This is a genomic window from Micromonospora sp. NPDC002575, assembly GCF_042889525.1.
In the GTDB taxonomy this organism is placed as follows: Bacteria; Actinomycetota; Actinomycetes; order Mycobacteriales; family Micromonosporaceae; genus Micromonospora; species Micromonospora carbonacea.
Window position 1 is genome coordinate 132,309 of record NZ_JBIARA010000007.1, and the last position, 26,850, is coordinate 159,158.

9 protein-coding genes are annotated in these 26,850 nt (G+C 76.0%); 1 reads left to right on the forward strand and 8 read right to left on the reverse strand.

Going from position 1 to position 26,850, the window contains the following annotated elements; all coding sequences use genetic code 11:
• The first annotated feature begins 58 nt into the window (after nt 1-58).
• Nucleotides 59-415: a hypothetical protein gene (locus tag ACFYWL_RS13545; protein ID WP_386971689.1), complete on the forward strand. Its 357-nt coding sequence runs from the start codon at nt 59-61 to the stop codon at nt 413-415.
• A gap of 6 nt (nt 416-421) precedes the next feature.
• On the opposite strand, the gene ACFYWL_RS13550 is transcribed toward ACFYWL_RS13545, so the two are convergent.
• The 8 genes from ACFYWL_RS13550 to ACFYWL_RS13585 all read right to left on the reverse strand — a co-directional run bounded on the left by ACFYWL_RS13550 (nt 422) and on the right by ACFYWL_RS13585 (nt 26,843).
• Nucleotides 422-1,369 (reverse strand): lytic polysaccharide monooxygenase, encoded by a 948-nt coding sequence (locus ACFYWL_RS13550; RefSeq protein WP_386971691.1) that lies wholly within the window; start codon nt 1,367-1,369, stop codon nt 422-424.
• 61 nt (nt 1,370-1,430) lie between these two features.
• Entirely contained in the window at nt 1,431-3,125 is a 1,695-nt protein-coding gene (locus tag ACFYWL_RS13555) for a condensation domain-containing protein (protein WP_386971694.1), read from the reverse strand.
• Nucleotides 3,122-4,357: an MFS transporter gene (locus tag ACFYWL_RS13560; protein ID WP_386971696.1), complete on the reverse strand. Its 1,236-nt coding sequence runs from the start codon at nt 4,355-4,357 to the stop codon at nt 3,122-3,124. The genes ACFYWL_RS13555 and ACFYWL_RS13560 overlap by 4 nt, the downstream gene beginning before the upstream one ends.
• A complete protein-coding gene (locus ACFYWL_RS13565; RefSeq protein ID WP_386971698.1) occupies nt 4,358-5,560 on the reverse strand; it encodes a cytochrome P450 in 1,203 nt (400 codons plus the stop codon).
• Complete coding sequence (locus tag ACFYWL_RS13570; RefSeq protein ID WP_386971700.1) at nt 5,541-9,092, reverse strand: amino acid adenylation domain-containing protein; 3,552 nt, start codon at nt 9,090-9,092, stop codon at nt 5,541-5,543. Before ACFYWL_RS13570 ends, ACFYWL_RS13565 begins: the two co-directional genes overlap by 20 nt.
• The gene (locus ACFYWL_RS13575) at nt 9,089-10,912 is read right to left on the reverse strand and encodes a carbamoyltransferase (protein WP_386971703.1); all 1,824 of its coding nucleotides are present in this window, start codon (nt 10,910-10,912) and stop codon (nt 9,089-9,091) included. Before ACFYWL_RS13575 ends, ACFYWL_RS13570 begins: the two co-directional genes overlap by 4 nt.
• Before the next feature lie 5 nt (nt 10,913-10,917).
• Complete coding sequence (locus ACFYWL_RS13580; RefSeq protein WP_386971706.1) at nt 10,918-18,729, reverse strand: amino acid adenylation domain-containing protein; 7,812 nt, start codon at nt 18,727-18,729, stop codon at nt 10,918-10,920.
• A complete protein-coding gene (locus ACFYWL_RS13585; protein WP_386971709.1) occupies nt 18,726-26,843 on the reverse strand; it encodes an amino acid adenylation domain-containing protein in 8,118 nt (2,705 codons plus the stop codon). The genes ACFYWL_RS13580 and ACFYWL_RS13585 overlap by 4 nt, the downstream gene beginning before the upstream one ends.
• Between the last annotated feature and the right edge of the window lie 7 nt (nt 26,844-26,850).

Here is a 26,850-nt window from a genome sequence, read left to right on the forward strand (position 1 = left end):
AGAATCTAGTGCAACCTCACCTACGACCACTAAGCATGGGTGAGCAAGAGGAGGCAGCATGTTGAACGAGGTCAGGTGGTTTGCCCCGGAGCCGGAGGTGCGGCACGCGTTCTCGCTTTGCCGGGTGCTCGAAGCGGGCACGCCCGACGAGTGGTACGACCTGCTCGGGGTCGTCCGGATGCCCGTCGACCGGCAGGCGCCGGACAAGCTGCGCGGCAGGCTGCTGCCCTGGGCCCTGGCCACCCTGACGGCCGGCGAATACGGCTTCGGCCGCTACCACGCCGGCTACTCCACCCTGGACGAGGACGGCGAGCCGGACAAGTCCATCGCCAGCGAGGACATCGACTGGTCCGGCAGCACCGTCCTGGTCCCCGCCGAGGAGCTGACCGGGATCAACCGTCGCCTGTTCGGCTGAGGCGGCTCACCAGACCCGGCGGCGGCCGGCGCGGTGGTTGCGGATCCTGCACGGCAAGCCGGGTGGTGGGGCGGCGGGCCGGCGCAGGCGTACGACCAGGGTGGCCAGCAGCACGATCAGCGTGACCGCCGCGCCCGCCGTGACCGGCCACCCGCCTGGGGCGAGCCGGCTCACCGACGCCACCGGCACCCCGGGCGCAGCCTCGACGGTCTCGCCCAGCGTGCCCCCGTCGGCGGCCAGCACCCCGGGGGCGTCGGCCGGCTCCGGCTCCCCGGCCGGGACGGCGGCGGTGGTCGCCGGCTTCTCCGCAGCCGGGCCACCGCGAGCGCCCTCAGCCTCGCGGTAGATGACGTCGGAGCAGGAGTAGTAGGTGTCCTGGGTGTCGGAGTTCTGCCAGATCGTGTAGATGAGGTGCCGCCCGCTGCGGCCCGCCGGCAGCCGGCCCGTCATCTGGTACGCCCCGTCGCGGATCGGCGGGTCGGTGACCGTGAGGAACGGCTCCGCCTCCAGGTCCACCCAGGTCAGCCGCCGCCTCGGGTCGTAGTCGTCGACCGTCGAGTAGAGCCGGAACGTGCCCCGGTGCGGGATCGTCGTGCGGTAGTGGAAGGTGAACCGCGCGCCCGCCGTCAGCTCGGTCGCCGGCCAGTCGGAGCGCGCCAGGTCCAGCCCCTGGTAGGCCGACAGCCCGCCGCTGCACAGCTCCCCGTCGGGGATGCGTTGCCGGTCCCGCCCGTCGATGCGGGCCACCCGGATGTTGTCCCACTCGCGCACCGCCGCGCCGGCCGACACGGCCGCCCGGCAGGCGGGGGTCGCGGCGTGGGGGCCGCCGGGCCGGCACGCGGCGGCGCGGCTGAGCGGGTCGGTGGGGGCCCCGTGGGCGTACGCCGGGGGCGCGGCGAGGGCCACGGTCGCGGCAGCGACCGCGACGGCGGCGAACATTCGGCGTACGGCCATGGTGTCGACCTCCCACCCATGGCACGGACGCGGGGCGGCAAAGGTTCGACAGCCGTCACCCTTACCTGCCGGAGCCCGCCGCGCGGAACGGCTGCGCCTGCCAGGCGGCCGGGTCCTCGGGTCGACGGGGCGGGTAGGCGCAGAGGACGTACGAGTCGGGGGCGGTCGCGCCGTGCCGGCCGCCGAGCGCCGCCATGATCGCCCGGTGCACGTCGCGCGGGCCCGTGCGCGGGTCGGCGGGCGCGGCGTACCCGACGATCGACCGGGCGCCGACGGGCCCGTCCCGCAGCACGACCTTGGCGGTCGGGTCGCCGGTCGCCTCCCGGAGCACCCGCTCGCTGAGAGCGAGGTCGATCCAGGCGGAGTCGATCTCCACCCAGTTGTCGCCGCGCTCGACCCGGTCGAGCCCGACGAGGTCGCCGAGCCGGTCGTAGTCGATGTCCCGCTCGGCGGCGGTCAGCAGGATCCGCTCCATCGACCACAGTAGCTCCGCCGCCTCGTCGGTGGTGACGTGCCGTACGTCGTGGGTCAGGCCGACCACGACGGTGGGCCGGGTACGCAGGATGACGAGATTCACCGGGCCGGTGGTCTGCGTCTCCAGGCCGCTCTCCACCTCGGTGCCCCGCACCGGCACCCCGGCCCGCCCGTCGAAGACGCCGCCCCGGGAGGTGCTCATGTCGTTGATCACCAGGTCCCGGTGCCGCTGGCAGCCCCGCTGCGCGCCGATCGACTGGACCATCTCCTCCACGGCGGTCGCGTCGAAGTAGGCGTACTGGAAGGCGTTGAAGATGTTGAGGTGCGTCTGCCGCAGCGTCTCGTGGAACGAGGGGGCCGGCGCGAACGGGACCAGCGCGCTCTGCGCGATGCTGCCGACGAAGTTTTGCATGCGGGGCAGCGCCCGGTTGCTGTAGAGGGCCTCCAGCATCGCCCGGTCGGTGTCGGTCCACCAGCACAGCAGCGTCGCCGTGGTGGCGACGAGGACGCTGGCCGGGGTGACCCTGGCCCGCTTGGTGATCTCGGCGAGGGCCATGGCGACGGGGGTGGAGCGCAGCGTCGCGAGCCGGTGCTCTGGCGGCCCCTGGCGGCGGGCCGGGGTGGAGACGAGGCAGGGCGGCTGGGTGTGCAGTTGCCTGCGCCAGTAGTCGAGCGTCCTCGCCATCCGTCGGCGGGCCTCGGGGGTTCGCTCGTGCTCGGCCTGGTCGGCGGGCTGCCAGACCGGCGGGGCCGCAGCGCGGCCGGCGGGCGAGGCGACGAGCCCGACGAGCTCGTCCAGCACGATGTTCGCCCCGACCAGGTCCGCGACGGTGTGGGAGAACTCGACGACGGCCCGCGCGGGCGCCCCGGCGTCCGTCGTCACCGCCACCCGGACGGGGAAGTCGACGCCGTGGTCGAACGCGCGGGGCGGATCGGTGATCCAGGTGCGCTCGCGCGCCTGCGGCCCGAGTTCGAGCAGCGTCACCTCGACGTGGCCGGACCGGCACACCACCTGGGCCCGCTCGACGCCCGGGCCGACCTCGTAGACCGTCCGCAGCCCCTCGTGGCGGGACACCAGCGCGCCCACCGCGTCGAGCACGTCGTCGACGGTGCGGCCGGCGGGCAGGTCGGCGTGGAGGACGAACACCCCGCCGCTGCCCTCGCGCGGCAGCCAGTCGAAGACGTTGCTCTGCCCGTGGGGCATCGGCCAGCGGCCCGCGCGGTGCCCCGCGAAGGGCACCCGCACCGTCCGGTGGGCGGTCGAGGTCTCGACGGTGGTCACGGCGTCACCTCCAGCTCGGTCCGGTCGGGCTTCTCCTCGGCGGGCACGGGCGCGGCCACGGGCGTCGGCTTCGGGCGGGTCAGCAGCCGCAGCCCGGACAGCAGGATCACCAGCGCCAGCGCGGCCAGCAGGACGCGGTAGTCCACGACGCCGATGAGGACGGCGGCCACCCCGATGCACGCCGTCTGCGGGACCGTCACCAGCATGCCCGCCGTGGTGAAGACCCGACCCAGCAGCCGCGAGGGGGTGTGCCGCTGGAGCAGGGTGTTCCAGCCGATCGAGAACCAGGTGACCGCGAGCCCGATGCCGATCGCCCCGCCGAGCACGACCGGGGTCGCGCCGACGGCCAGGGCGGCGCAGCCGAGCCCCAGGCCGATCAGCGCCCCGCCGATGGCCCGGGCCTCGCCGACGCGGCGCAGCAGCCACGCGCCGGTGAACCCGGCGGCGATGGAGCCGATGCCCTGGACGCTGACGACCACCCCGAAGAACGCCGCCGGCCGGTGCAGCCCGTCCTCGACCACCACGAAGATGATCGGCTCCAGGAAGCCCACCGCCCCGAACGCGACGGCGCTGACCAGGGTGACCTGGGACAGCAGCGGGACCGACCGGATGTGGCGCAGGCCGGCGAGCAGCTCCGTGCCGAACCGTTCGCCGGTGGGTTCCGGCGGCGACTCGGCGACCCGTACGGACGCGAGCGCGGTGATCGCGGCGAGGAAGGTCAGCGCGTCGATCAGCGCCAGCAGGTGGCCGCCGAACGCGGCGTAGATGCCGGAGCCGACCAGCGGCGCGAGGATGCGGGTGAAGCCGAACAGCGTGCCGAACGCCGCGTTGGCCGACGGCAGGTCACGGTCGGGCAGCAGGTCCTTGAGCAGCGCGTTGCGCCCCGCCGTGAGCACCGTGGCGACGCAGCCGTGCACGATGGCGACGGCGTAGATGATCCAGGTGTCCTCGGCGCTGCGCACGCCGAGCAGCGCCAGCACCACCAGCCCGGCGATGCCGTTGGTGACCATCAGCAGCGTCTTGCGGCGTACCCGGTCGATCTGCCGTCCGGCCAGCGGGGCGAACAGCACCGGCAGGCCCATGGCCAGGAAGACCACGCCGGCGGCGGAGTTGCTGCCGGTGAGGTCCTTGACCCAGATGCCGAGGGCCAGCAGCAGCGCGGTGTCCCCGAAGCCCGACAGTGCGTCGCCGATGTACAGCCGCCGAAACCGGCCGTCCCTGAACGCGGTCACTCAACTCAGCGCCTCTCGGTGGTTGGCGGGGCGGCCGACGGGTTCCAGCCGCACCTGAAGGTGGCGATAGCCGTGGACCAGGTTGGAGCGCAGCGGCACGGGCTCCCCGAGCACGGCCACCGCCCCCGCGAACTCGGCCAGGGCGAGCAGCAGCGCCCGCAGTTCCAGCCGGGCCAGCGCCGCGCCCAGGCAGTGGTGCGGGCCGTACCCGAAGCCCAGGTGGTTGGCGGCGCGGCCGGGGCGGAACTCGTCGGGGGCGGCGAAGTGGCGGGGGTCCCGGTTGGCCGCCGGCAGCCACGCCACGACCGCCTCGCCGGTCGACACCCGCTGGCCCGGCAGGTCGACGTCGTCGGTGGCGACCCGCAGCACGTGCATCGCGGGCGACGTCCACCGGATGACCTCCTCGACGACCGGCCCGACGAGGCCGGGGTCGGCCCGCAGGCCGGCGAGGGTCCCCGGCGACGTGGCCAGCGCGTGGAAGCAGCCGGCGATCGCGTGGCGCGTCGTCTCGTTGCCGCCGACGAGGACGTTGTCGCAGTTGAGGAGCACCTCGCGCAGGTCGAAGCGGCTGTCGGCGGCCAGGGCGCTGATCAGGTCGTCGCCCGGGCTGCGCCGCCGGTCGGCCACCAGGTCGGCGAGGTAGAGGATCATCTCCGAGTGGGCGGCCTCCGGCGACATCCGGTCGAAGGTGTCGTCCGCGCCGCCGAAGGCGTGGTTGGTCAGCTCGATGAGCATGTCGCGGTCGTCCGCCGGCACGCCGAGGATCCGGCAGACGACGCTCGCCGGGATCACCGGCCCGAGCGAGGCGGCGACGTCCACGCCGCCGGCCGAGACGGCGTCGGCGACGAGCCGGCGCACCTCCTGCCGGACGACGTCGTCGAGGGACTCGGCCATCGCCCGCGACAGGAACGGCATGATCACGCTGCGCAGCCGGCCGTGCTGGGGGCCGTCGGCGACCACGAGCATCCCGCCGCCCGCCTTGTCGGGGTGGTCGCGGTCGAAGCCGATCATCATCCCGTACTCGGAGGTGAACGGCGCCTTCGGCGCGAGGATCGCCCGGCAGCCGGCCAGCGAGAACACCGACCAGAAGCCGCCCGGCGACGTGCCGGCCTCGCTCCACAGCACGGCGTCGGCGGCGGCGTGGCCGCGCCAGCGGGCGAACCGGCCGGGGTCGAGGTAGAGGTCAGGGTCGCCCAGGTCCATCGCCGTGCCCCCTCCGCTCGGTCCCGGCCAGGTCGGCGGCCTCTCGGGTGAGGTCGGTGGCCTCCCCGGCCAGGTCGGCGGCCTCCCCCGCCAGGTCGGTGATCTCGCGGGCCAGGTCGGCGAAGGCGGGCCGGCGGAACACGGTGACGATCCGCAGGTCCACGCCGAACCGCCGGTGCACCGCGCCGACCAGGTGCAGCGCCTTGATGGAGGTGCCGCCCAGCGCGAAGAAGTGGCTGTCGGCGTCGACGTCGGCGACCCCCAGCAGGTCCCGCCAGATGTCGGCGAGCCCGGCGGCCACCGGGTCGTCCGGCAGCACCCCGCCGGGTGTCGCGGCCGGATCCGGGGCGGGGTCCGGAGCCGGGACGCCGGCCGCGTCGCGGCCCAGCTCCCCCAGCAGCGCCGGCCGGTCCACCTTGCCGTTGTTCGTCGTCGGCAGCCGCCGCACCCGGTGGCACCGCGCCGGCACCATGTACGCCGGCAGGTTGGCCCGCAGGAACTCCCGCACCTCGCCGGGGTCGGCCGGGCCGGTCAGCACGGCGACCAGCTCCACCGCGTCGGCGTCGGCGACCGCCAGCACCGCGCACTCGCCCACCCCGGGGCAGTCGCCGAGGACCCGCTCCACCTCGCCGAGCTCCACCCGGAACCCGCTGACCTTGACCTGGTCGTCGCGGCGGCCCAGGAACACCACGCCGCCGTCGGGCAGCAGCCGCACCAGGTCGCCGGTGCGGTAGAGCCGCGCGCCGGGCTCGACGGCGAACGGGTCGGCGACGAACGCGGCGCTGGTGCGCCCCGGATCGCCCACGTAGCCGTCGGCCAGCCCCTGACCGCCGACGTACAGCTCGCCGGTGCCGCCGGGCGCGACGGGGGCCAGCCGGTCGTCGAGGACCCGCAGGTACGTGCCGTCGATGGCCCCGCCGATCGGCAGGACGCCCCGGTCCAGGTCGGCGGCGGTCACCTCGTGGGCGGCGGAGAAGGTGGTGTTCTCCGTCGGCCCGTACGCGTTGACGAGGTGCCGCGGCGCGCCGGCGGCCAGCATCCGCCGCACCGGCTCCAGCGCGTACTGGTCGCCGCCGATGAGCAGCGCCCGCAGGCCGGCGAACGCGCCGGGCACGTGCGCGACGATGGCGTTGAGCAGCGCGTTCGTGGTGAACATGACGCTGACGCCGGTGTCGGCGAGGAACCGCCCCATCCGGTGCGGCGACAGGGCCACCTCGCGGGGCACCACCGCCAGCGTCGCGCCCGCGCACAGCGCGCCCCAGACCTCCAGGGTGGCCGCGTCGAAGGCGGTGTTCGACAGGTGCGCGACGACGTCCTCCGGGTGCAGGCTCAGGAAGTTGGAGCGCGGCACCAGCCGCAGGATCGCCTCGTGCGGGACCACCACCCCCTTCGGCGTGCCGGTGGAGCCGGAGGTGTACATGACGTACGCGGGATGCCGGACAGTCACCGGCACCGGCGGCGGCGCGGGCCGGTCGGCGGCCCCGGCCAGCGCGGCGGCCAGGTCGACGGCCGGCACCCCGGCCGGCACGTGCTCCTGCGCGCCCGGCTGGCACAGGGCGAGCCGCACGCCGCTGTCGCGCAGGATCGTCCGGCTGCGAGCGGTCGGCTGGGCCACGTCGACGGGCACGTACGCCGCCCCGGCGCGCAGCACGGCCAGGAACGCGGTCACCGCGTCCGCGCCCCGCTCGACGGCCACGGCGACCCGGTCCCCCGGGCGTACCCCCGCCTCGACCAGGTGCCCGGCGAGCCCGGCGGCGGCGGCGTCCAGCTCGCCGTAGCGCAGGATCTCCCCGCCGTGCCGGACGGCGACCGCCTCCGGGTGGGCGCGCGCCCGCTGCGCCACCAGCTCGTGCACCGGCCGGTCGGCGGGCTGGCGGGCGTACCCGCCGGGGGCCCGGCCGGCGGGCCGCGCCGGGGCCGCCGCCCCCGGCGCGGCCGAGAGGGACGCCGCGACCGGCGACGGGGCCGGCGGCTGCGCAGGGGGCGGCGTCGCCGCGACGGGGGCGTCCGGGGCCTCGCTGAGCCGGGCGAGGTCGGCCAGCAGCCGGCCGTGCAGCTCCTCGGCCCGGCCCCGGGTGAACAGGTCGGCGGCGGCCTCCAGGGCCGACGTCGCCGCCGTCGCGCCGGTGGTGACCGTCCACAGCAGCTCGTACTTGGCGGTGCCGGTCGACAGGACGTCCCGGGCGGCGGTGGCCCCGGCCGGGGCCCAGTGCCAGGCGCGGTCGTCGACGTGCGAGATGCTCACCTGGGTCAGCGGGTGCCCGGCCGGACCGGCCGCGGCGGTCGCGTCGGCCACCAGTTCCTGCAACGGCGTCCACTGGTAGGCCAGCGCCGCGCTGACCTGCCCGCGCACCTGCGCGACGAGCTGCCGGAACGTGGTGTCGGGCCCGATGCGTACCCGGATCGGCAGGACGTTGACGAACATGCCGACGGTGTCCTCGTCGTCGGCCGTCCGCCCGCCCAGCGGCGCGCCGACCACGACCTCCGGCGCGCGGTCCGCGCCCCCGGGCGCGGCGACCCGGGCGAGGAACGCCGCGTACGCGGCGAGCAGCACCATGAACTCCGACGCCGCGCAGGCCGCCGCCAGTTCGGTGAGGCGGGCCACCAGCGCGGCGTCGACGGGGGCGGTCACCACCTCGCCGGCCGGGCCCACCACGTCGGGGCGCGGCCGGTCGGCGGGCAGCGCCATCCGGCCGCCCAGCCCGGCGAGCTGCCCCCGCCAGTGGGCGCGCGCCGCCGCCGCGTCGGGGCGTCCGGCCAGGCCCCGGCGGCGCAGCGGCGGCAGCTCCCGGGCCAGGCCGACCCGTTCGCCGTACGACTGCTGGAGCTGGCGGTCGAGCAGGTCCAGCGAGTGCTGGTCGGCGATCAAATGGTGCAGGGTGAGCAGCAGGACAGCGCGGTCCCCGGGCTCGGTGACCAGGCAGGCCCGCGCCAGGGGCGGCACGTCGGTGGGCACCGGGCGGCGGGCCTCCTCCGCGACGTGCCGGCGGGCCTCGGCGGCGGCCCGCGCGGGTTCCTCCCCGGACAGGTCCACGACGGTCCACGGCAGCGCGGCGGCCGACCGGACCAGCCGCCGGCCGTCGGCCGTGAAGCAGGTGCGCAGCGCCTCGTGCCGGTCCACCAGGTCCTGCAACGCGGCGCGCAGCGCCTCGGCGTCGACGTCGCCGGCGAACCGGTAGCGCACCGGGACGCAGTACAGCGGCGAGCCGGGGTGCAGCCGCTCGAGGAACAGCAGCCGCTCCTCGGTGGGCGACATCGGGGTCTGCCGGGCCGACGGCGCGTGCCGGGCGAGGTGCGCGGCCACGTCGACGGGCCGCCGGCAGGTGAACAGCAGGTCCAGGTCGACGGCGATGCCGGTGCGCCGGCGCAGTTCCAGGGCCACCTCGACGGCCTGGAGGGACTGCCCGCCGAGGTCGAAGAAGTCGGCGTCGGGGTCGATCCGGTCCCGCCGCAGCACCTGCCCGAAGGCGGCGTGCGCGATGTCGGCGTACGGCGCGGCGTCGGCCGTCGCCGGCTCGTTGTCGATGCTCACGCGGCCCTCCCCGCGTCGGCACCCGCGCCGCGACCCGCGTCGTCGTCCGCGCCATCAGCGGCGGCGGCGCGCCGGACCAGGTGGTCGCCGAGGACGAGCGCGTCCAGGGTGGACCGGGCGAACGTGGCGACCGCCTCGGCGGGGGTGCGGACGATGGGCTGGCCCCGCAGGTTGAACGACGTGTTGACCAGCACCGGCAGCCCCGTGCGGCGGCCCATCTCGCGCAGCAGCCCCCAGAACAGCGGCGCGGACTCGCGCTGCACCACCTGCACCCGGGCGGACCCGTCGACGTGGGTGACGGCGGGCAGCTTGTCCCGGTAGGGCTCCCGCACGCCGGTGACCATCAGCATGTGCCGGAAGGCTGCCGCCGTCCCCGGCGGGATGTCGAAGTAGGTGGCGGCGTCCTCCACGGGCACCGCCGGGGCGAACGGGCGGAACTCCTCGCGCTGCTTGACCACGGTGTTGAGGTGGGCCCGCATCGTCGGCGAGCGCGGGTCGGCGAGGATGCTGCGGTTGCCCAGGGCGCGCGGCCCGAACTCCATCCGGCCCTGGCACAGCGCCACCGTGGCACCGCCCTCGATCAGCGCGACGGTGGCGCGGATCAGGTCCTCCTCGGCGTGCCGCTCGACGGCGAAGCCGGGGCCGAGGTCGCGCAGCGCCGCCGCGACGTCGGCGTCGGCGAGGCCGTCCCCCCAGTACGGCATGTCCATGCCGGCCGGGGCCGCCGGCCGCGCCTCGCGCAGCGCGGCCAGGGCCGCGCCCAGGGCGGTGCCGTCGTCGCCGGCGGCGGGCTGCACGAACACCTCGTCGAAGAGGCCGCTGCGCAGGATCACCCCGTTGGCGGAGCAGTTGAGGGCGACGCCGCCGGCCAGGCAGAGCCGGCGCAGGCCGGTGCGGCGGCGGTACTCGGTGAGCACGTGCAGCAGCGTCCGTTCCAGCGCGTCCTGGAGGGCGGCGGCCACGTCCATGTGGTGCTGCGCCAGCTCGGAGTCGGGCTCGCGGGCCGGGCCGAGCTTCTCCTCCAGCCGGCGCAGCACGCCCTGGTGCGTCTCGCGTTCCATCGGGGACTTGTTGGCCGACAGCAGCGGCACGGCGAACCGGCCGTCGGGGTCGAGCCGGACGAACTCGTCGAGCGGGCCCCGGTAGCGCTGCCGGTCCCCGTACGGGGCCAGCCCCATCACCTTGTACTCGTCCATGCCGGGCTGGAAGCCCAGGTAGTGCGTGAAGACGCTGTAGAGGATGCCCAGCGAACTCATGATCGGATAGCTGCCGCACTGGTCGAGCGACGCGCCCCGGCCCTCGAAGACGGTCAGCGACTCCTGCTCGCCCATGCCGTCGGCCACGACCACCAGCGCCTCGTCGAAGCCGCTGAGGTAGTAGCTGCTGGCGGCGTGGGCCACGTGGTGCCGCACGTGGACGAGGCGGGGCTCGGCGACGGCGGGCGGATAGTGGGCGCGGAAGGTGTCCCGCTGGACGCGCTGGGCGTACACCTCCTCGTACCACCGGGTGGCGAGGTGGTCGAGCTGCCAGACGGGGGACGGCTCGTAGCGGAAGCCGTGGGCGACGACCTCGACGTCGCGCATCGTCGCCCCGGCCGCCCGCAGGCAGGCGTCGATCGCGTCGCGGGGGAAGCGGCCGGTGCCCTTGTCGCCGTCGTAGCGTTCCTGCGCGGCGGCGGCGATCACCCCGGTCTCGTCGACCAGGGCCGCCGCGGCGTCCAGGCCCTGGACGATCCGTTGTTCCCGCCGCCACCCGTCGCCGAGTATCGCGCGCTTGAGCGCCGTGCCGCGGTCGAGGCCGCTGAATCCCAGCGTCAGCATTGTCGTCAACCTTCGTTCGCAGGGGTGGGTTCGGGCAGGTGCGCGGCCAGCCGGCCGGGGGTGGGGTGCAGCATCAGTTCCAGGACCTCCAGGTCGACGCCGAGCGCCTCGACGCCGTGCACCAGCCGCATCGCCGTGAGCGAGTCCCCGCCGAGGTCGAAGAAGTCGTCGTCGACCCCGGCGGGCACGCCGAGGACCTCGCCGAACAGCGCGCACAGCCGGGCCTCCCAGGCGGTGACCGCCCCGGCGTCGGCGTCGGCTCCGGAGTCCGCCCCGGCGGCCGGTGCCGGCGGCGCGGGCAGGGCGGCGCGGTCGAGCTTGCCGTTGGGCGCGAGCGGCAGCGCGGCCAGCTCGACGAGCGCCGCCGGCACCAGGTACGCCGGCAGGCTCGCCGCCAGCTCGGCGCGCAGCCGGGCCGGGTCGAACGGGGTCCCCGGCTGCGGCACGACGTAGCCGACGACGCGGCGGATGCCCGGCACGTCCTCCCGGACCGCCGTCGCCGCCGCGGCCACGCCCGCGCAGCGGGCCAGCGCGACGTCGATCTCGCCCAGCTCGACGCGGAAGCCCCGCACCTTCACCTGCTGGTCGTCGCGCCCGTGGAACACCACCTGGCCGGCGGCGTCCCAGGCGGCCCGGTCGCCGGTGCGGTACATCCGCTCCCCGGGGCCGCCGAACGGGTCGGCCACGAACCGCCCGGCGGTCAGGGCGGGCCGGCCCAGGTAGCCCCGGGCCAGGCCGACGCCGGAGAGGTAGAGGTCGCCCACCACGCCCGGCGGGACCGGGCGCAGGAAGCCGTCGAGCACGTGGACCCGGGTGTTCCAGATGGGCCGGCCGATCGGCACGTACGCCGGGCGCGCGCCGGCCGGCACGGGCCAGTGGGTCACGTCCACGGACGCCTCGGTGGGCCCGTACAGGTTGTGCAGCTCCGCGCCGCAGGCGGCGTGGAAGCGGTGCGCCAGGTCGGGGTCGAGCGCCTCGCCGCTGCAGATCACCCGGCGCAGGCCGGCGCAGTACGCGGCGACCGGCTCGGCCAGGAACGCGGCGAGCACCGACGGCACGAAGTGTGCGGTGGTGACGCCCTGCCGGGCGATCAGCCGGGCCAGCCGGGTCGGGTCGCGCTGCTCCTCCGCGTCGGCGACGACGACCGCCGCGCCGGTGGACAGCGGCCAGAACATCTCCCACACCGACACGTCGAAGCTGAGGCTGGTCTTGTGCAGGACCCGGTCGCCGGCGGTCAGCCCGTACTCCTGTTGCATCCACCGCAGCCGGTTGACGATGCCGGCGTGCGGGACGACCACCCCCTTGGGCCGCCCGGTCGAGCCGGACGTGTAGATGACGTAGGCGGGGTGCCCGGGGCGCAGCGGCGCGCGCCGGTCCCGGTCGGTGGGCGCGGTGGCGGGTTGCCGGTCGAGCAGGTCCGCCACGGCCGGGTCGTCGACGGCGAGGCAGCGGTCGGCGGGGCAGCCGTCGGCGACCAACCGGCCGGCGGTGTCCCGGGTCGCGACGACGCAGACGGCCGCGCTGTCGCCGACCATCAGCGCCCGGCGCGCGGGCGGGTAGTCCGGGTCCACCGGCAGGTACGCCGCGCCCGCCTTCACGGCGGCGAGGATCGCCACGAGGCTGGCCGTGGAGCGGGGCAGCCCGACGGCCACCACCCGCTCCGGGCCGGCCCCGCGCGCGATCAGCAGGTGGGCCAGCCGGTTGGCGGCGGCGTCGAGGCCGGCGTAGCTCAGCTCCTCGTCGCCGCAGCGGACGGCGACCGCGTCGGGGGTGCGCCGCGCCTGCGCCTCGACCAGCCCGGCGAGGGTGAGCGAGGCCGGATCGTCGGCGGCCCCGGCCGGGTGGGCGGTGTCGTTGGCGTCCGCGAGCAGGCGCAGTTCCGCGCCGGTGAGCGGGGCGAGCCGGGCCACCGGGACGCCCGGGTCGGCGACGACCGCCCGCAGCAGCGCCGCCAGCCGCTCCAGCACCGCCGTCGCCGTCGCCGCGTCGACCAGGTCGGGCTGGTGGCTGACGCGGACGCGCATCCGGGCGCCGGGCAGCACGACAACGGCCAGCGGGTAGTGGGTGGCGTCGCGGCCCGCCACGGCGGTGATCCGGGCCTCGCCCACGGCCGGCGCGCCGTCGAGCGCGACGGGGTAGTTCTCGAAGACGTACAGGGTGTCGAAGAGGGTGCCCTGGGTGCCGGCGAGCCGCTGCACCGCGCCCAGCCCGAGGTGCTGGTGCGGCACGAGGGCCGACTGTTCGCCGTGCAGCCGGGTCAGCAGGTCGCCGAAGGTCTCCCCCGGGCCGGTGCGCACCCGCACCGGCAGCGTGTTGAGGAACAGCCCGACCATCTGCTCGACGCCCGGCAGGTCCGGCGGGCGTCCCGCCACCGGCGTGCCGAACACGACGTCGGCGCGGCCGGTGAGGTAGCCGAGCAGCACGCCCCAGGCGCCCTGGAGCACGGTGTTGACGGTGACGCCGCGTCCCCGGGCCAGGGCGGTCAGCGCCGCCGTCAGCTCCTCGTCCAGCTCCAGGTCGATGTCGCGCGGCAGCGCCGTCGGGTGGGCCGCGCCCGGCCCGGCCAGCAGGGTCGGCTCGGTCAGCCCGGCCAGGGCCGCCCGCCACGCTGCCTCGGCGGCCGACCGGTCCTGCCGGGCCACCCACGCCAGGTAGTCGCGGAACGGCACGGCCGGTGGCGGGGCGGCGGCCCCCCGGTGGTGCTCGTAGCCGGCGATGAGGTCGCGCACCACCAGCGACAGCGACCAGCCGTCGAGGAGGATGTGGTGGTGGGTGAAGTCGAGGCGGTGCCGCTCGGCGTCGAGCCGGGTCAGGCTGAACCGCAGCAGCGGCGGCCGGGCCGGGTCGAAGCGCCGCCGCCGTTCGGCGTCGGCGATCCGGGCGGCCTCGGCGTCGCGTTCCGTGCCGGGCAGCGCCGACAGGTCGGTCTCCTGCCACGGCAGCTCCACGCCGTCGCCGAGAACCTGCACCGGTGGGCCGGCGAGCCGCTGCCGGAACGCCGCGCCGAGGTGCGGGTGCCGGGTGAGCAGGTCCCCGGCGGCGCGGCGCAGCGCCTGCGGGTCGAGGCGGCCGGTCAGCTCCAGGGTGAGCTGGGCGGTGTAGACGTCCGCGCCGGCCTCGGCGTACGTGGCGTGGTAGAGGATGCCCTCCTGCAACGGCGCGAGCGGCAGCAGGTCCGCCAGGCGGGGATACTCGGCCCCGATCGCGTCGAGTTCGGCCTGCCCGACGTCGACCAGCGGAAAGTCCGACGGGATCCGGCCCGCCGCCGGGGTCGCCGCGCTGTCGGCCAGCACCTGTAGCGCGCGCAGCCACGCGGCGGCCAGCTCGCGGACCCGGTGCTCGGGCACGGCGTCGCCGGCCCAGGTCCAGGTGGCCCGCAGCCGGGGCCCGTCGGCGTCGTCGGTGGTCACGGCGTTCAGCGACACGGCGTGCGGCAGCGGCATGTCCGCGTCGACGTCGCCGCCGAGAGCATCCTGCGCGATGGGCGTCCAGTCGGCCTCCGCCGCGCCGCCGCCGAGCCGGCCCAGGTAGTTGAAGCCGAACTGCGGGCGGCCCAGCCCGGCGAGTTCGGGGCCGGTGACCGGGTTGAGGTAGCGCAGCAGCCCGTACCCGATGCCGTTGTCGGGCACGGCCCGCAGCCGCTGCTTGACCTCCCTGACGACGACGCCGACGCCCGCCCCGGCCGCCCACACGTCCGCCCAGTCCACGCCGGACGGGTCCACCCGCAGCGGGAACAGGCTGGTGAACCAGCCGACGGTGCGGGAGAGGTCGACGTGCTCGGTCAGCGGCTGCCGGCCGTGGCTCTCGACGTCGACGAGCAGCCCGCCGGGCCGGGCGGACGCGACCGCGATGGTCAGCGCGGCCAGCAGCACCTCGTCGACCCCGGCGTGGAACGCGGCGGGGACGCGGCGCAGCAGCGCCGCCGACAGCTCCGCCGGCACGGTCTGGGCCAGGCTGCGGGCGGTGCGGGCGGTGTCCCGGGCCGGGTCGGCCGGGCGGGTGCCGACGGGCGGCGGGGGTGCGGTCAGCGCGCCGCGCCACAGGTCCAGCTCGGCGACGCGCGCCGGCCGGGTCGCCTCCTCGGCGAGCAGCGCCGACCACCGCCGGTACGAGGTGGTGACCGGGGCCAGCTCGGGCCGGGCCCCGGCCGACGCGGCGGCCCACGCGGCGGCCAGGTCGGGCAGGATGATCCCCCAGGAGGTGGCGTCGACGGCGAGGTGGTGGGCGGCCAGCAGCAGCCGGCCCCGGGCCTGCGGGCCGGCGTCGAACCAGACGGCCTGGAGCATGACCCGCGCGGCCGGCGCGAGCCGGGCCTGCGCCGCGCGGGCGTGCGCGGCCACGACCGCCCGCAGGGCCGGCTCCTCCTCGGCCGGGTCGACGGGCACCCGGGTCAGCACCGAGGCGGCCGGCACGCTGCCCGGCGCGGCCACGTCGAGCCGCCACGGGCCGTCGGGGCAGGACGGCCGGTCCAGCCGCATCCGCAGCGTGTCGTGCCGGTCGAGGACCGCCTGCACGGCGGCGCGCAGGTCGGCCTCGGTGAGCCCGGCGGGCACGCGCACCACCATGGACTGGTAGTAGCCGTCCACCGGCCCGCCGGCCGACCGCAGCCACTCCATGATCGGCGTCGGGTCCAGCTCGCCGGCCCCGTCGTCGGCGCGGGCGACGGCGGCGTCGCGGGTGCGGTCGGCGGCGACGTCGGCCGCGAGGTCGGCGGCGGCGGCCAGCCGCGCGACGGTCGGGTGGGCGACGACGTCCCGGGGCCGGATGGCCAGCCCCGCGCTCTGCGCCCGGCTCACGAGCTGGATCGACGAGATGCTGTCGCCGCCGAGGCCGAAGAAGCTGTCCCCCACGCCGACGGTGGGCACCCCGAGCACCTCGGCGAACAGGTCGCACAGCAGCTTCTCGGTGGCGGTGCCCGGCAGGTCGTCGCCGGGGGCGGGCTCCTGGCCGGGGGCGGGCAGGGCCAGCCGGTCGACCTTCCCGTTGGGGGTCAGCGGCAGGGCGGCGAGCCGCACGAAGATGTTCGGCACCATGAACTCGGGCAGGTGGGCGGCGAGGAAGGCGCGCACGGCCGCCGGGTCGGGGGCGGGTCCGCCCGCCGCCCCGACGAGGTACGCGACGAGCTGCCGGCCGCCCGTGCCGACCTCGCGGACGACCACCGCCGCCTGCGCGACCGCGTCGTGGCGGGTCAGCACCGCCTCCACCTCGCCGGGCTCGATCCGGTGCCCCCGCACCTTCACCTGGTCGTCGACCCGCCCGACGAACTCCAGTTCCCCGTCGGGACGCCAGCGCACCAGGTCGCCGGTGCGGTACATCCGCTCGCCCGGCCCCGAGTACGGGTCGGCGACGAACCGGGTCGCGGTGAGCCCCGGCCGGCGCAGGTAGCCGCGGGCCAGCGCCCGCCCCGACACGTACAGCTCGCCGGCCACCCCGGCGGGGACGAGCCGGAGGCTGTCGTCGAGGACGTACACCTGGCAGTTGCGCACCGGGCGGCCGATGGGCACGGCGGCCCCGGCCTCGACCCGGTCGGCGCGCAGGTCGGCGCTGATGGTGGCGCACACCGTCGTCTCCGTCGGGCCGTACGCGTTGACCATGCGGCGGCCGGTCGCCCAGCGGGTCACCAGCTCGGCGGGCAGCGCCTCGCCGGCCAGCACCAGGGAGCGCAGGGTCGGCAGCGGCTGCACGGCGAGCTGGGTGAGCACCGCCGGGGGCAGCGTCGCGTGGGTGACCCCGTGCGCCCGGACGCACTCGGCCAGCGGCTCGCCGACGAGCAGCCGCTCGGTCGGCACGACCAGCGCCGCGCCGTTGGTCAGCGCCATGCACAGCTCCCAGAAGGAGGCGTCGAAGCTGGGCGAGGCGAACTGGAGGACCCGGGCCCGCCCGTCGACGCCGAGGTGGGCGGCCTGGGTGGCGGCGAGGCTGCTGACGCCCCGGTGGGTGACGACGACGCCCTTGGGGCGGCCGGTGGACCCCGACGTGAAGATCACGTACGCGGGGTGGGTCGGCAGCAGGGGGGCGCGGCGGTCCCGGTCGGTCGGGTCGCGGTCCGGGCGGCCGGCCAGCTCCGCCGCCAGCGCCGGGTCGCGCAGGTCGAGGCGGGGCAGGCCGGCGGCCTCGGCGGCGGCGCGGGCCACCGGCGCGGCGTCCGCCCCGGCGAACACGACGCAGGCCGGCTCGGCGTCGGCCAGCATCTGCTCGACGCGGGGGCGCGGGTATTCCGGGTCGACCGGCAGGTAGCCGCCGCCGGCCTTGGTGACGGCGAGGATCGCGGTGACGAGGTCGACGCCGCGCGGCAGGGCGAGCGCGACGAGCCGCTCCGGGCCGATGCCCCGGGCGACGAGCGCGTGGGCGAGCCGGTTCGCGTCGGCGTTCAGTTCGGCGTACGTCAGCCTCCGTGTGCCGCAGCGCACGGCGACCGCGTCGGGGGTGCGGGCGGCCCACGCCTCCACCAGGGCCGGCAGGGTCGCCACGGGCACCGGGTCGGGGTTGCGGGACTGGGTGGACAGCCGGTGCCGCTCCTCGACGCCGAGCAGGTCGAGCCGCCCGGTGCGGGTCGCCGTCGCGGCGGGCAGCTCTGTGAGCAGCCGGGTGAACCGGCGCAGCAGTCCCCGGGCGAAGGCCGCCGGGAACAGGTCCGGCCGGTACGACAGCCGCAGCCGCAGCCGGGTGCCCGCCGCCGCGTTGAGGCTCAGCGGGTAGTGGGCGGCGTCGTCCGCGCCCGCCTCGACGCGCAGGGGCCCGCAGCGCAGCTCCCCGGACTCGGGGAAGTTCTCGAACGCGACGCAGGTGTCGAACAGCTCGCCCGTCCCGGCGACCTTCTGCACGTCGGCGAGGCCGAGGTGGTGGTGTTCGATGAGGTGCGCCTGCTCGTGCTGGATCCGCGTCAGCAGCGCCGACAGCGGTTCGTCGCGGCGCAGCCGCACGCGCACCGGCACGACGTTCATCAGCAGGCCGACCATGCTCTCCGCGCCGGCCAGCTCGGGGGGCCGCCCGGACACGGCCGCGCCGAACGTCACGTCGGAGCGGCCGGTGAGCTGGCCGACGAGCAGCGCCCACGCGGCCTGCACGACGGTGTTGACGGTGAGGTCGTGCCGGCGGGCGAACGCGACGAGGTCCGCCGTCTCCTGCGGCCCGAGTTCGCCGGGCAGGCTGCCCGGCCAGACGGGGGCGCGGGCCGGGTCGGCGGGGGCGACGAGGGTCGGCCCGTCCAGGTCGGCCAGCGCCGCCCGCCAGGCCGCCTCGGCGCGCGGCCGGTCCTGCGCGGCGAGCCAGGCCAGGAAGTCCCGGTACGGCACCGGCGGCGGCAGCGCCGCGCCGTCGCCCCCGTGCTCGTAGAGGGCGCACAGCTCGCGGATCAGCAGGGACGTGGACCAGCCGTCGAGCAGGATGTGGTGGTACGTGACGACGAGCCGGTGCCGGTGGCCGTCGACGCGGATCAGCCGGAACCCGATCAGCGGGGCCCGCCGCAGGTCGAAGCGGCGGCCCTGGTCGGCCTCGGTGTGCCGGGCGAGGGCGGCGTCGGGGTCCTCGCCCGGCTCGACGGTCACCTCCGTCCACGACAGGCCCGCCCCCCTGGTGATCACCTGCACGGGCGCGCCGGAGCGGCGGTCCCGGAAGCTGGCCCGCAGGTTGGGGTGCCGGCGCAGCAGCCCGCCCGCCGCCGCCTTCAGCGCGGCGGCGTCGAGGGGGCCGTGCAGGTCGAGGATGAGCTGCGCGGTCTGCACCTCCGGGCCGGCGCTGCCCTGCCAGGAGTGGAACATCATCCCGGCCTGCAACGGCGACAGCGGCAGGATGTCCTCGATGTTCGTCGTCGTCATGACACCGCTCCCTGTTCCGCCGCGAGTTCCTGCTCGAGGTCGTCGATCTCGTCCTGGGTCAGCGAGACCAGCGGCAGGTCCGCCGGCGTGTGACCGCCGGCGGACGGCGTCGCCGAGCTGGCCACGACGGCCTCCAGGGCGGCGTGCCAGTCGTCGGCCAGGTCGGCCACGTCGGTCTCGGCCAGCAGCCCCGCCGGCCACGACCAGGTGGTACGCAACTGCGGCCCGGCCGGGCCGTCGACGGTGACGGCGCCGATCTCCAGGGCGTGCGGCACGGGGTCGCCCGGGTCGGCCCCGCCCCGCAGCACGAGGCCCTCCTCGGCCGGCCCCCAGTCGTCCGGCTCGGCGGCGGGGAACCGGCCGAGATAGTTGAAGGCCACCTGCGGGGCCGGCATCCGGGCGAGCGCGGGGCCGGTCCGGGGGTCGAGGTAGCGCAGCACGCCGTACCCGCCGGCCGGGGGCAGGGCGGTGAGCTGGTCCCTGACCCGCTTGACGGCGGCGCTGACGGTCGGGCCGCCGGTGCGCGCCTGCGCCCCGTCGACGGGGCCCGGGTCGAGCCGGACGGGGTGGATGCGGGTGAACCAGCCGACGGTGCGGGACAGGTCGGCGTCGGGCACGAGCCCGTCGCGGCCGTGCCCCTCCAGGGCGACCAGCACCCCGCCGGAGCCGCCCCGGCCCCGCCGGGCCAGCCAGGGCGGCAGCGCCAGCGCCAGGGCGCTCAGCAGGATCTCGTCCACCCCCGTCCGGTACGCGGCCGGCGCCGTGGTGAGCGCGGCGGAGGTGCAGGCCGGCGACGCGGTGCGGGAGACGCTGCGCAGCCGCCCGTGCACGTCGACGCGGCGGTCGAGGGGCCGGTCGCCCAGCGGCGGGTCGGGCCGGTCCAGCAGCCGCGTCCAGGCGGCCAGCTCGTCGGCGCGGTTTGGCGCGTCGGCGCGGTTTGGCGCGTCGGCGCGGTTTGGCGCGTCGGCGCGGGTTGGCGCGTCGGCGCGGTTTGGCGCGTCGGCGCTGGTCGGCCCGTCGGCGCGGGTCGGCTCCCCGGCCAGCGCCGCGACCTGCCGCGCCCAGGCGCGCAGCGTGGTGCCCGCCGGCTCCAGCGCCGGCGGTCGCCCCGCGTCGAGCGCGGCGCAGGCCGCGCGCAGGTCGGACAGCAGGATCCGCCACGACACCCCGTCGACGGCGAAGTGGTGCACGACCAGCAGCAGCCGGTTCCCGACGTGTGGGCCGGCGGCGAACCAGACGGCCTGCACGAGCACGCCGTCGGCGGGGCGCAGCCGCTCGCGGGCGGCCCGCGCCTGCGCGGCGATCAGCGCCGGCCGGTCCGCCGCGTCGGCGTCGGCGAGGTCGACGACGCGCAGGCAGTCGTCGGCGCGTACCGCCCCGGCGGGCGGGATCTCCAGCTCCCACGGCCCGTCGCCCGGCCCGGTGCGGGCCCGCATCCGCAGCGCGGGGTGGTGGTCGAGCAGCGCCTGCACGGCCTCACCGACCCGCTCGACGGTCTGCCCGGCGGGCACCCGCACCAGCATCGACTGGCTGAACGCGTCCAGCGGGCCGCCGAGCTCCTCCTTCGCCCAGGCCATGATGGGCGTCAGCGGCACCGCGCCGGTGCCGTCGTCGGCGGTGCCGCCGTCGGCACCGTCCACGGTGGTCGCCACGGCGGCCAGGGCGCGCACGGTGCGCTGCTGGTAGACGTCCTTCGGCTTGAGGCGCAGGCCGGCGCGGCGGGCCCGGCTGACGAGCTGGATGGACATGATGCTGTCGCCGCCGAGGCCGAAGAAGCTGCCGTCGATGCCCAGCTCGGGCACGCCGAGCAGCTCGGCGAAGAGGTCGCACAGGATGCGCTCGGCCGGGGTGCGGGGGGCCGGGCCGGTGGCCGACCCGTCGAGTGCGGGCTCGGGCAGCGCCGCCCGGTCGACCTTCCCGGTCGGGGTCAGCGGCAGCGCGTCGAGCACCACGAGCCGCGCCGGCAGCAGGTACTCGGGAAGCTGGTGGCGCAGCCACTCGCGTACCTGCGCCGCGGTGAGGGTGGCGGAGCCGGCGGGGGTGACATAGCCGACGAGCCCGGCGCGGCCCGCCTCGTCGGGGCGGGTCACCACGACGGCCGCGCCGACGTCCGGGTGCCGGGCGATCGTCGCCTCGACCTCGCCGGGCTCGACCCGGAAGCCCCGGATGTTGACCATGTTGTCGACGCGGCCGGCGTACTCCAGGTCGCCGTCGGGGCGCAGCCGCACCCGGTCCCCGGTGCGGTACAGCCGCCCGCCGGGCGGGCTGGCGTACGGGTCGGCGACGAACCGCTCCGCCGTGAGTCCGGGCCGCCCGACGTACCCGCGCGCCAGCCGCGCGCCGCCGACGTAGAGTTCGCCGACCGCGCCGGGCGGCACGGGCACGAGCATCGGGTCGAGGACGTGGGCGGTCAGCCCGGCCACCTCGCGGCCGATCCGGCTGAGGCCGTCGCCGACGTCGTCGGGCCCGAGGGTACGGGCGGTGACGTGCACGGTGGTCTCGGTGATCCCGTACATGTTGACCAGTCGCGGCCGGTCCCAGCCGTGCCGGGCGGCCCACCGGCGCACCGAGGCGTGTTCCAGGGCCTCGCCGCCGAAGACCACCCAGCGCAGCGAGTGGGGCCGGTCGGACCGGGAGTCCACGTCCTCGAACTGGGCGAACGAGGAGGGGGTCTGGTTGAGCACGGTGACCCCGGCGTCGGTGACCAGGCGGTGGAAGTCCTCGGGGTTGCGGGAGACCCAGTAGGGCACCACGACGACCCGGCCGCCGGTGCTCAGCGCGCCCCAGATCTCCCACACGGAGAAGTCGAACGACGAGCTGTGGAACATGGACCAGACGTCGTCGGGGCCGGCGGTCAGGAACTCCTCGCCCCAGTGCAGCAGCCGGGCGACGGCGGAGTGCGGAACGGTGACGCCCTTGGGGCGGCCGGTCGACCCCGACGTGTAGATCACATAAGCCGCGCTGTCCCCTGTCGTCGGCACCGACGGAACCGCCGCCACCGGGACCGCGACCTCCCCGTCCACCTCCACCACCCGCCACGGACCCGACGGCAACCGACCCGCCGCACCCACACCCCCCAACACCACCGACACACCCGAATCCACCAACATCCACGACAACCGCTCCGCCGGATAATCAACATCCAACGGCACATACGCCCCACCAGCCTTCAACACCCCCAAACACCACACCACCAACTCCACCGACCGCCCACCACACACCCCCACCAACGAACCCCCACCAACCCCCAACCCCCGCAACAACCCCGCCACCCGATCCGACCGCGCACCCAACTCCCCATACGTCAACACCACCTCCCCACACACCACCGCCACCGCACCCGGCGACCGATCCACCCACCGACCCACCAACTCGTGCACCAGCAGCGCGCGATCGGCGGGCTCCGGTTCCCGGGCCGCCGCCGACCAGGAGGCCAGCAGGGACCGCTCCGCCGCCCCGGCCAGCGGCTCGCGCAGGTAGCGGCGGTCCGGCGCGGTCACCATGTCCCACAGAGCGGCCACGAACCAGTCGCGCAGCAGCCGGACCTGCTCGGCCCGGACGGCGTCGGTGTGGAAGTCCATGGCCAGCAGCACCCGGTCGGACACCGGGTCGCGGACGACGCCGATGTTGAGCGGGAAGTTCGTCGGCTCGGCGCGGACGGTGGAGAAGCTGCCGATCTTGCCGTCGAGGATCTCGGTGCCCCGGCCGGAGAGCATCTCGGCCATCACGTGGAAGTGGTTGTAGACGAAGTTGACGTTGACCGGCTGGTCCATGCCGAGCCGGCGCTGCATCTCGGCCATGGGGAAGCGGCGGTGCGGCAGCATGTCGCGCTCGGCCGCGAAGACCGCAGCGATCAGGTCCGTCCATGTGCCGTCGGGCAGCGCCAGCCGGAACGGCAGCGTGTTGAGGAACAGCCCCCGCACGTCGTCGCCGCCGGCCTCCTCCGGCCGGCCGTTGGCGGTCACGCCGACCAGCACGTCCGTCGCGCCGGTGGCGTAGCCGACCGTACGCAGGCAGGCCGCGACGAAGAGGGCCTTCAGCGGGGTGCCGCACCGGTTGGCCAGGTCCCCCAGCGCCGCGCAGAGCTCGGGGCTGAGCACCGTCTCCACCGAGCCGTAGCGCTGGCGGGCGTCGGTGGCGTACCACCACTCGCCCGCGAAGCGCCGCTCGCCAGCCAGCTCCGGCACGGGGCCGTCGGGCCAGCGCAGCAGTCGGGTGTCCGGCGGTTCGGCCAGCCGCTCGCGCCAGAACCGTTCGGTCTCGGTCGAGGCGAGGGCGGCGCGTTCCAGCTCGACGAAGTCGCGGTACTGCGCGGTCAGCGGCGGGTCCGCCGGCTCGACGCCGTCGCGCAGGCCCTGGTAGACCCGCATGATCTCGCTGAGCGTGGAGTGCAGGCTCCAGCCGTCGAACACGGCGTGGTGCTCGGTGAGCGTCCACTGGAACACGTCGTCGGTGCGGCGGTGCACGTGCATCCGCAGCAGCGGCGGGCGGTCGTGGTCGAACGGGGTGACCCGCTGGTGCTCCAGGTAGGCCCGGACGATCTCGTCCTGCGCCGCCTCGTCGAGGCCGCGCAGGTCGTCGCAGCCGACCGGCAGGACCGCCTCGGCGTGCACGAGCTGCAGCGGCTCGCTGTAGTCGGTGAGCGCCAGCGCCGTACGCAGGATCGGGTGCCGGCGCACGACGTGCGCGACCGCCCGGGAGAAGGCGTCGGCCTCGAACGGCGCGCGCACCTTCATGCTGTCGACGTTGTGGTACGGCAGCCGCTCCGGGTCGCGGGTCATCTCGTAGACCATGCCGACCTGCAACGCCGTCATCGGGTACGCGTCGACGAGCCCGCCCGGCAGGTGGGCCCGGTCGGCGGCGTCGACCAGCTCGAACGGGCGGCGCGTCGGGGCGTCGGGGACGTCGACGACCGTGCAGGCGGCGGCGAGCTCGGCGATCGTGGGGCGGTGGAACAGCTCCTGCAACTCGAAGGAGATGCCGCTGGCGCGGGCCGCGCCGAGCACCCGGATGCTGCGGATCGAGTCGCCGCCGAGGTGGAAGAAGTTGTCGTGCCGGCCCACCTGGACGGGCCCGAGCGCGTCGACCCAGATCTCGGCGAGCCGCCGTTCCACCGGGCCCTGCGGCGGGACGTAGTCGCCGCTGCCGGCGGGGCGGGCCTCCTCGACGGGGTCGGGCAGCCGCCGGTGGTCGGTCTTGCCGCTCGGCGTCAGCGGGATCGCCGCCAGCTCCACGAAGCGCGCCGGCACCATGTAGTCGGGCAGCCGGTCCGCCAGGAACTGCCGCAGCTCGGCGACCGGTGCCGCCGACCCGGCCTCCGGCACCACGTACGCGATGAGCTGCGGGGCGCCCGCGTCGTCGGGCCGGACGGTGACGACCGCGCCAGCGACGCCGGAAAACTGGTGTGCGACGGCCTCGATCTCCGACAGCTCCACCCGGAAGCCCCGGATCTTGATCTGGCTGTCGGCGCGGCCGGCGTACTCCAGGGTCCCGTCGGGACGCCACCGGGCGAGGTCGCCGCTGCGGTAGAGGCGGGCGCCCGGCTCGTCGCCGACGGGGTCCGCCACGAAGCGTCCGGCGGTCAGCCCGGGCTGGCCGAGGTAGCCCCGGGCGACCCCGGGCCCGCCGACGTACATCTCGCCGATGACGCCGACCGGGCAGGGCCGCAGGTGCCCGTCGAGGACGTGGATCGCCAGGTCCGCCAGCGGGCGGCCGATCTGGGTGAGGGCGCGGGTCAGGTCGTCCGGCCCGACCTCGCGGAAGGTGTTGTGGACGGTGGTCTCGGTGATCCCGTACATGTTGACCAGTCGCGGCCGGTCCCAGCCGTGCCGGGCGGTCCACCGGCGCACCGAACCGTGGTCCAGGGCCTCGCCGGCGAAGACGACGTAGCGCAGCGCCAGCGGCACCGGGTGCGACTGCGGGTGCGGGTGCGGGTGCGGGTGCGGGTCGGCGAGCCGGGCGTCGGCGGCCTCGAACTGGACGAACGCGGACGGGGTCTGGCTGAACACGGTCACGCCCGCGTCCCGCACGAGCGCGTACAGGTCGTCGGGGCTGCGGGAGACCCAGTAGGGCACCACGACGAGCCGGCCGCCGGTGCCCAGCGCGCCCCACGTCTCCCAGACGCAGACGTCGAACGACGAGCTGTGGAACATGGACCAGACGTCGTCGGGCCCGAAGTCGAAGTCGCGGGCGGCCGAGGCGAACAGCCGTACCGCGTTGCGGTGGGTCACGGTGACGCCCTTGGGGCGGCCGGTCGACCCCGACGTGTAGATCACATAAGCCGCGCTGTCCCCTGTCGTCGGCACCGGTGGAACCTCGTCGACCTCGGCCTCAGCCTCCCCATCCACCTCCACCACCCGCCACGGACCCGACGGCAACCGACCCGCCGCACCCACACCCCCCAACACCACCGACACACCCGAATCCACCAACATCCACGACAACCGCTCCGCCGGATAATCAACATCCAACGGCACATACGCCCCACCAGCCTTCAACACCCCCAAACACCACACCACCAACTCCACCGACCGCCCACCACACACCCCCACCAACGAACCCCCACCAACCCCCAACCCCCGCAACAACCCCGCCACCCGATCCGACCGCGCACCCAACTCCCCATACGTCAACACCACCTCCCCACACACCACCGCCACCGCACCCGGCGACCGATCCACCCACCGACCCACCAACTCGTGCACCAGCGGGCCATCCGGCTCCCCCGGCTCGACGGCCGCCGACCAGGAGCGGATCAGCGACCGCTCGGCGTCGTCCATCGCCGCGAGGTGTCCGATCGCCAGCCGGGGCTGGTCGAGCGCGCTCGCCAGCAGTTGCGACCAGTGCCGGAAGAAGTGTTCGACCGCGTCGCGGCCGAACAGGTCCGTGCAGTACTCGATCTCGATGTCGAAGCGGTCGCCGACGTCGTAGACGGTGAACGTGAGGTCCAGCTTCGCCGTGTCCGTGGGCACGAACTCGCGGGTCAGGAACGACCCGCCGGTCTCGGCCCCGATCGACGGGCCGGTCTCGGCCCCGCTTGACGGGCCGGTCTCGGCCCCGCTTGACGGTCCGGTCTCGTGGAACGCGAACAGCAGCTGCACGAGCGGGCCGTGGCTGGGCGCCCGCTGCGGCACGAGGCGGTTGACCAGCCGGTCGAACGGCACGTCGAGGTGCTCCAGGGCGTCCAGCACCGACTCCTGGGTGCGCGCCACGACGGCCTCGAAGGTCGGCTCGCCGCCCAGGTCGGTGCGGGTCACCATCGTGCCGGCGAACAGGCCGACCACGTCCAGGAACCGGCCGTCCACCCGGCCGGCGACCGGCGAGCCGACGACGAGGTCGGTCTGCCCGGTCTGCCGGTGCAGGAAGACGTGGAAGGCCGCGAGCAGCACCACGTACGCCGTGACGCCGCTGCCCGCCGCCAGGGCCCGCACCCGGTCCCGGACGCCGGGCTCCACGGCGAACCGCAGGGTCTCGCCGCGATAGGTGAAGTCCCGGGGCCGGGGCCGGTCGCGGCCGAGTTCGAGCAGCTCGGGCGCGCCGCGCAACTGCTCGACGCGCCGGTCGAGTCCCCGCTGCGCCTGCGGCCCGGCCAGCCAGCGCTGCTGCCGGGCGCAGTGCTCGACGTACGTGGCCTGGGCCGGGGGCGGCACGGGAGCGCCGCCCAGCCCGGCGGCCAACTCCCGTTCGACGATCTCCAGCGAGAGGCCGTCGACGGCGATGTGGTGGAACGTGAGGTGGAGCAGCCGCACCTGGCCGTCGACGGCGAACACCGCCGCGCGGACCAGGGGACCGACGCCCAGGTCGAACGGCCGGCGGGACACCTCCCGCACCACCTCGGCGCATCGCGCGTCGCGCCCGGCGGGCGGGCAGCCGGTGAGGTCGTGGACCTCCAGGGGCAGCTCGCGGCCCGGCAGGAGGCGCTGCACCGGCTCGCCGTCGACCTCTTCGAAGGCCGTGAACAGCGCGTCGTGCCGGGCCAGCAGGCGGCCGACGGTGGCGACGACCTCCGGCAGCGGTACGGCGTCCCGCAGCCGCCACGACACCGGAACGTGGTACGCGGCGCTGGCCGGCGCCAACCGGTCGAGGAACCACAGCCGCTGCTGCTCGCTGCTCAACGGCCAA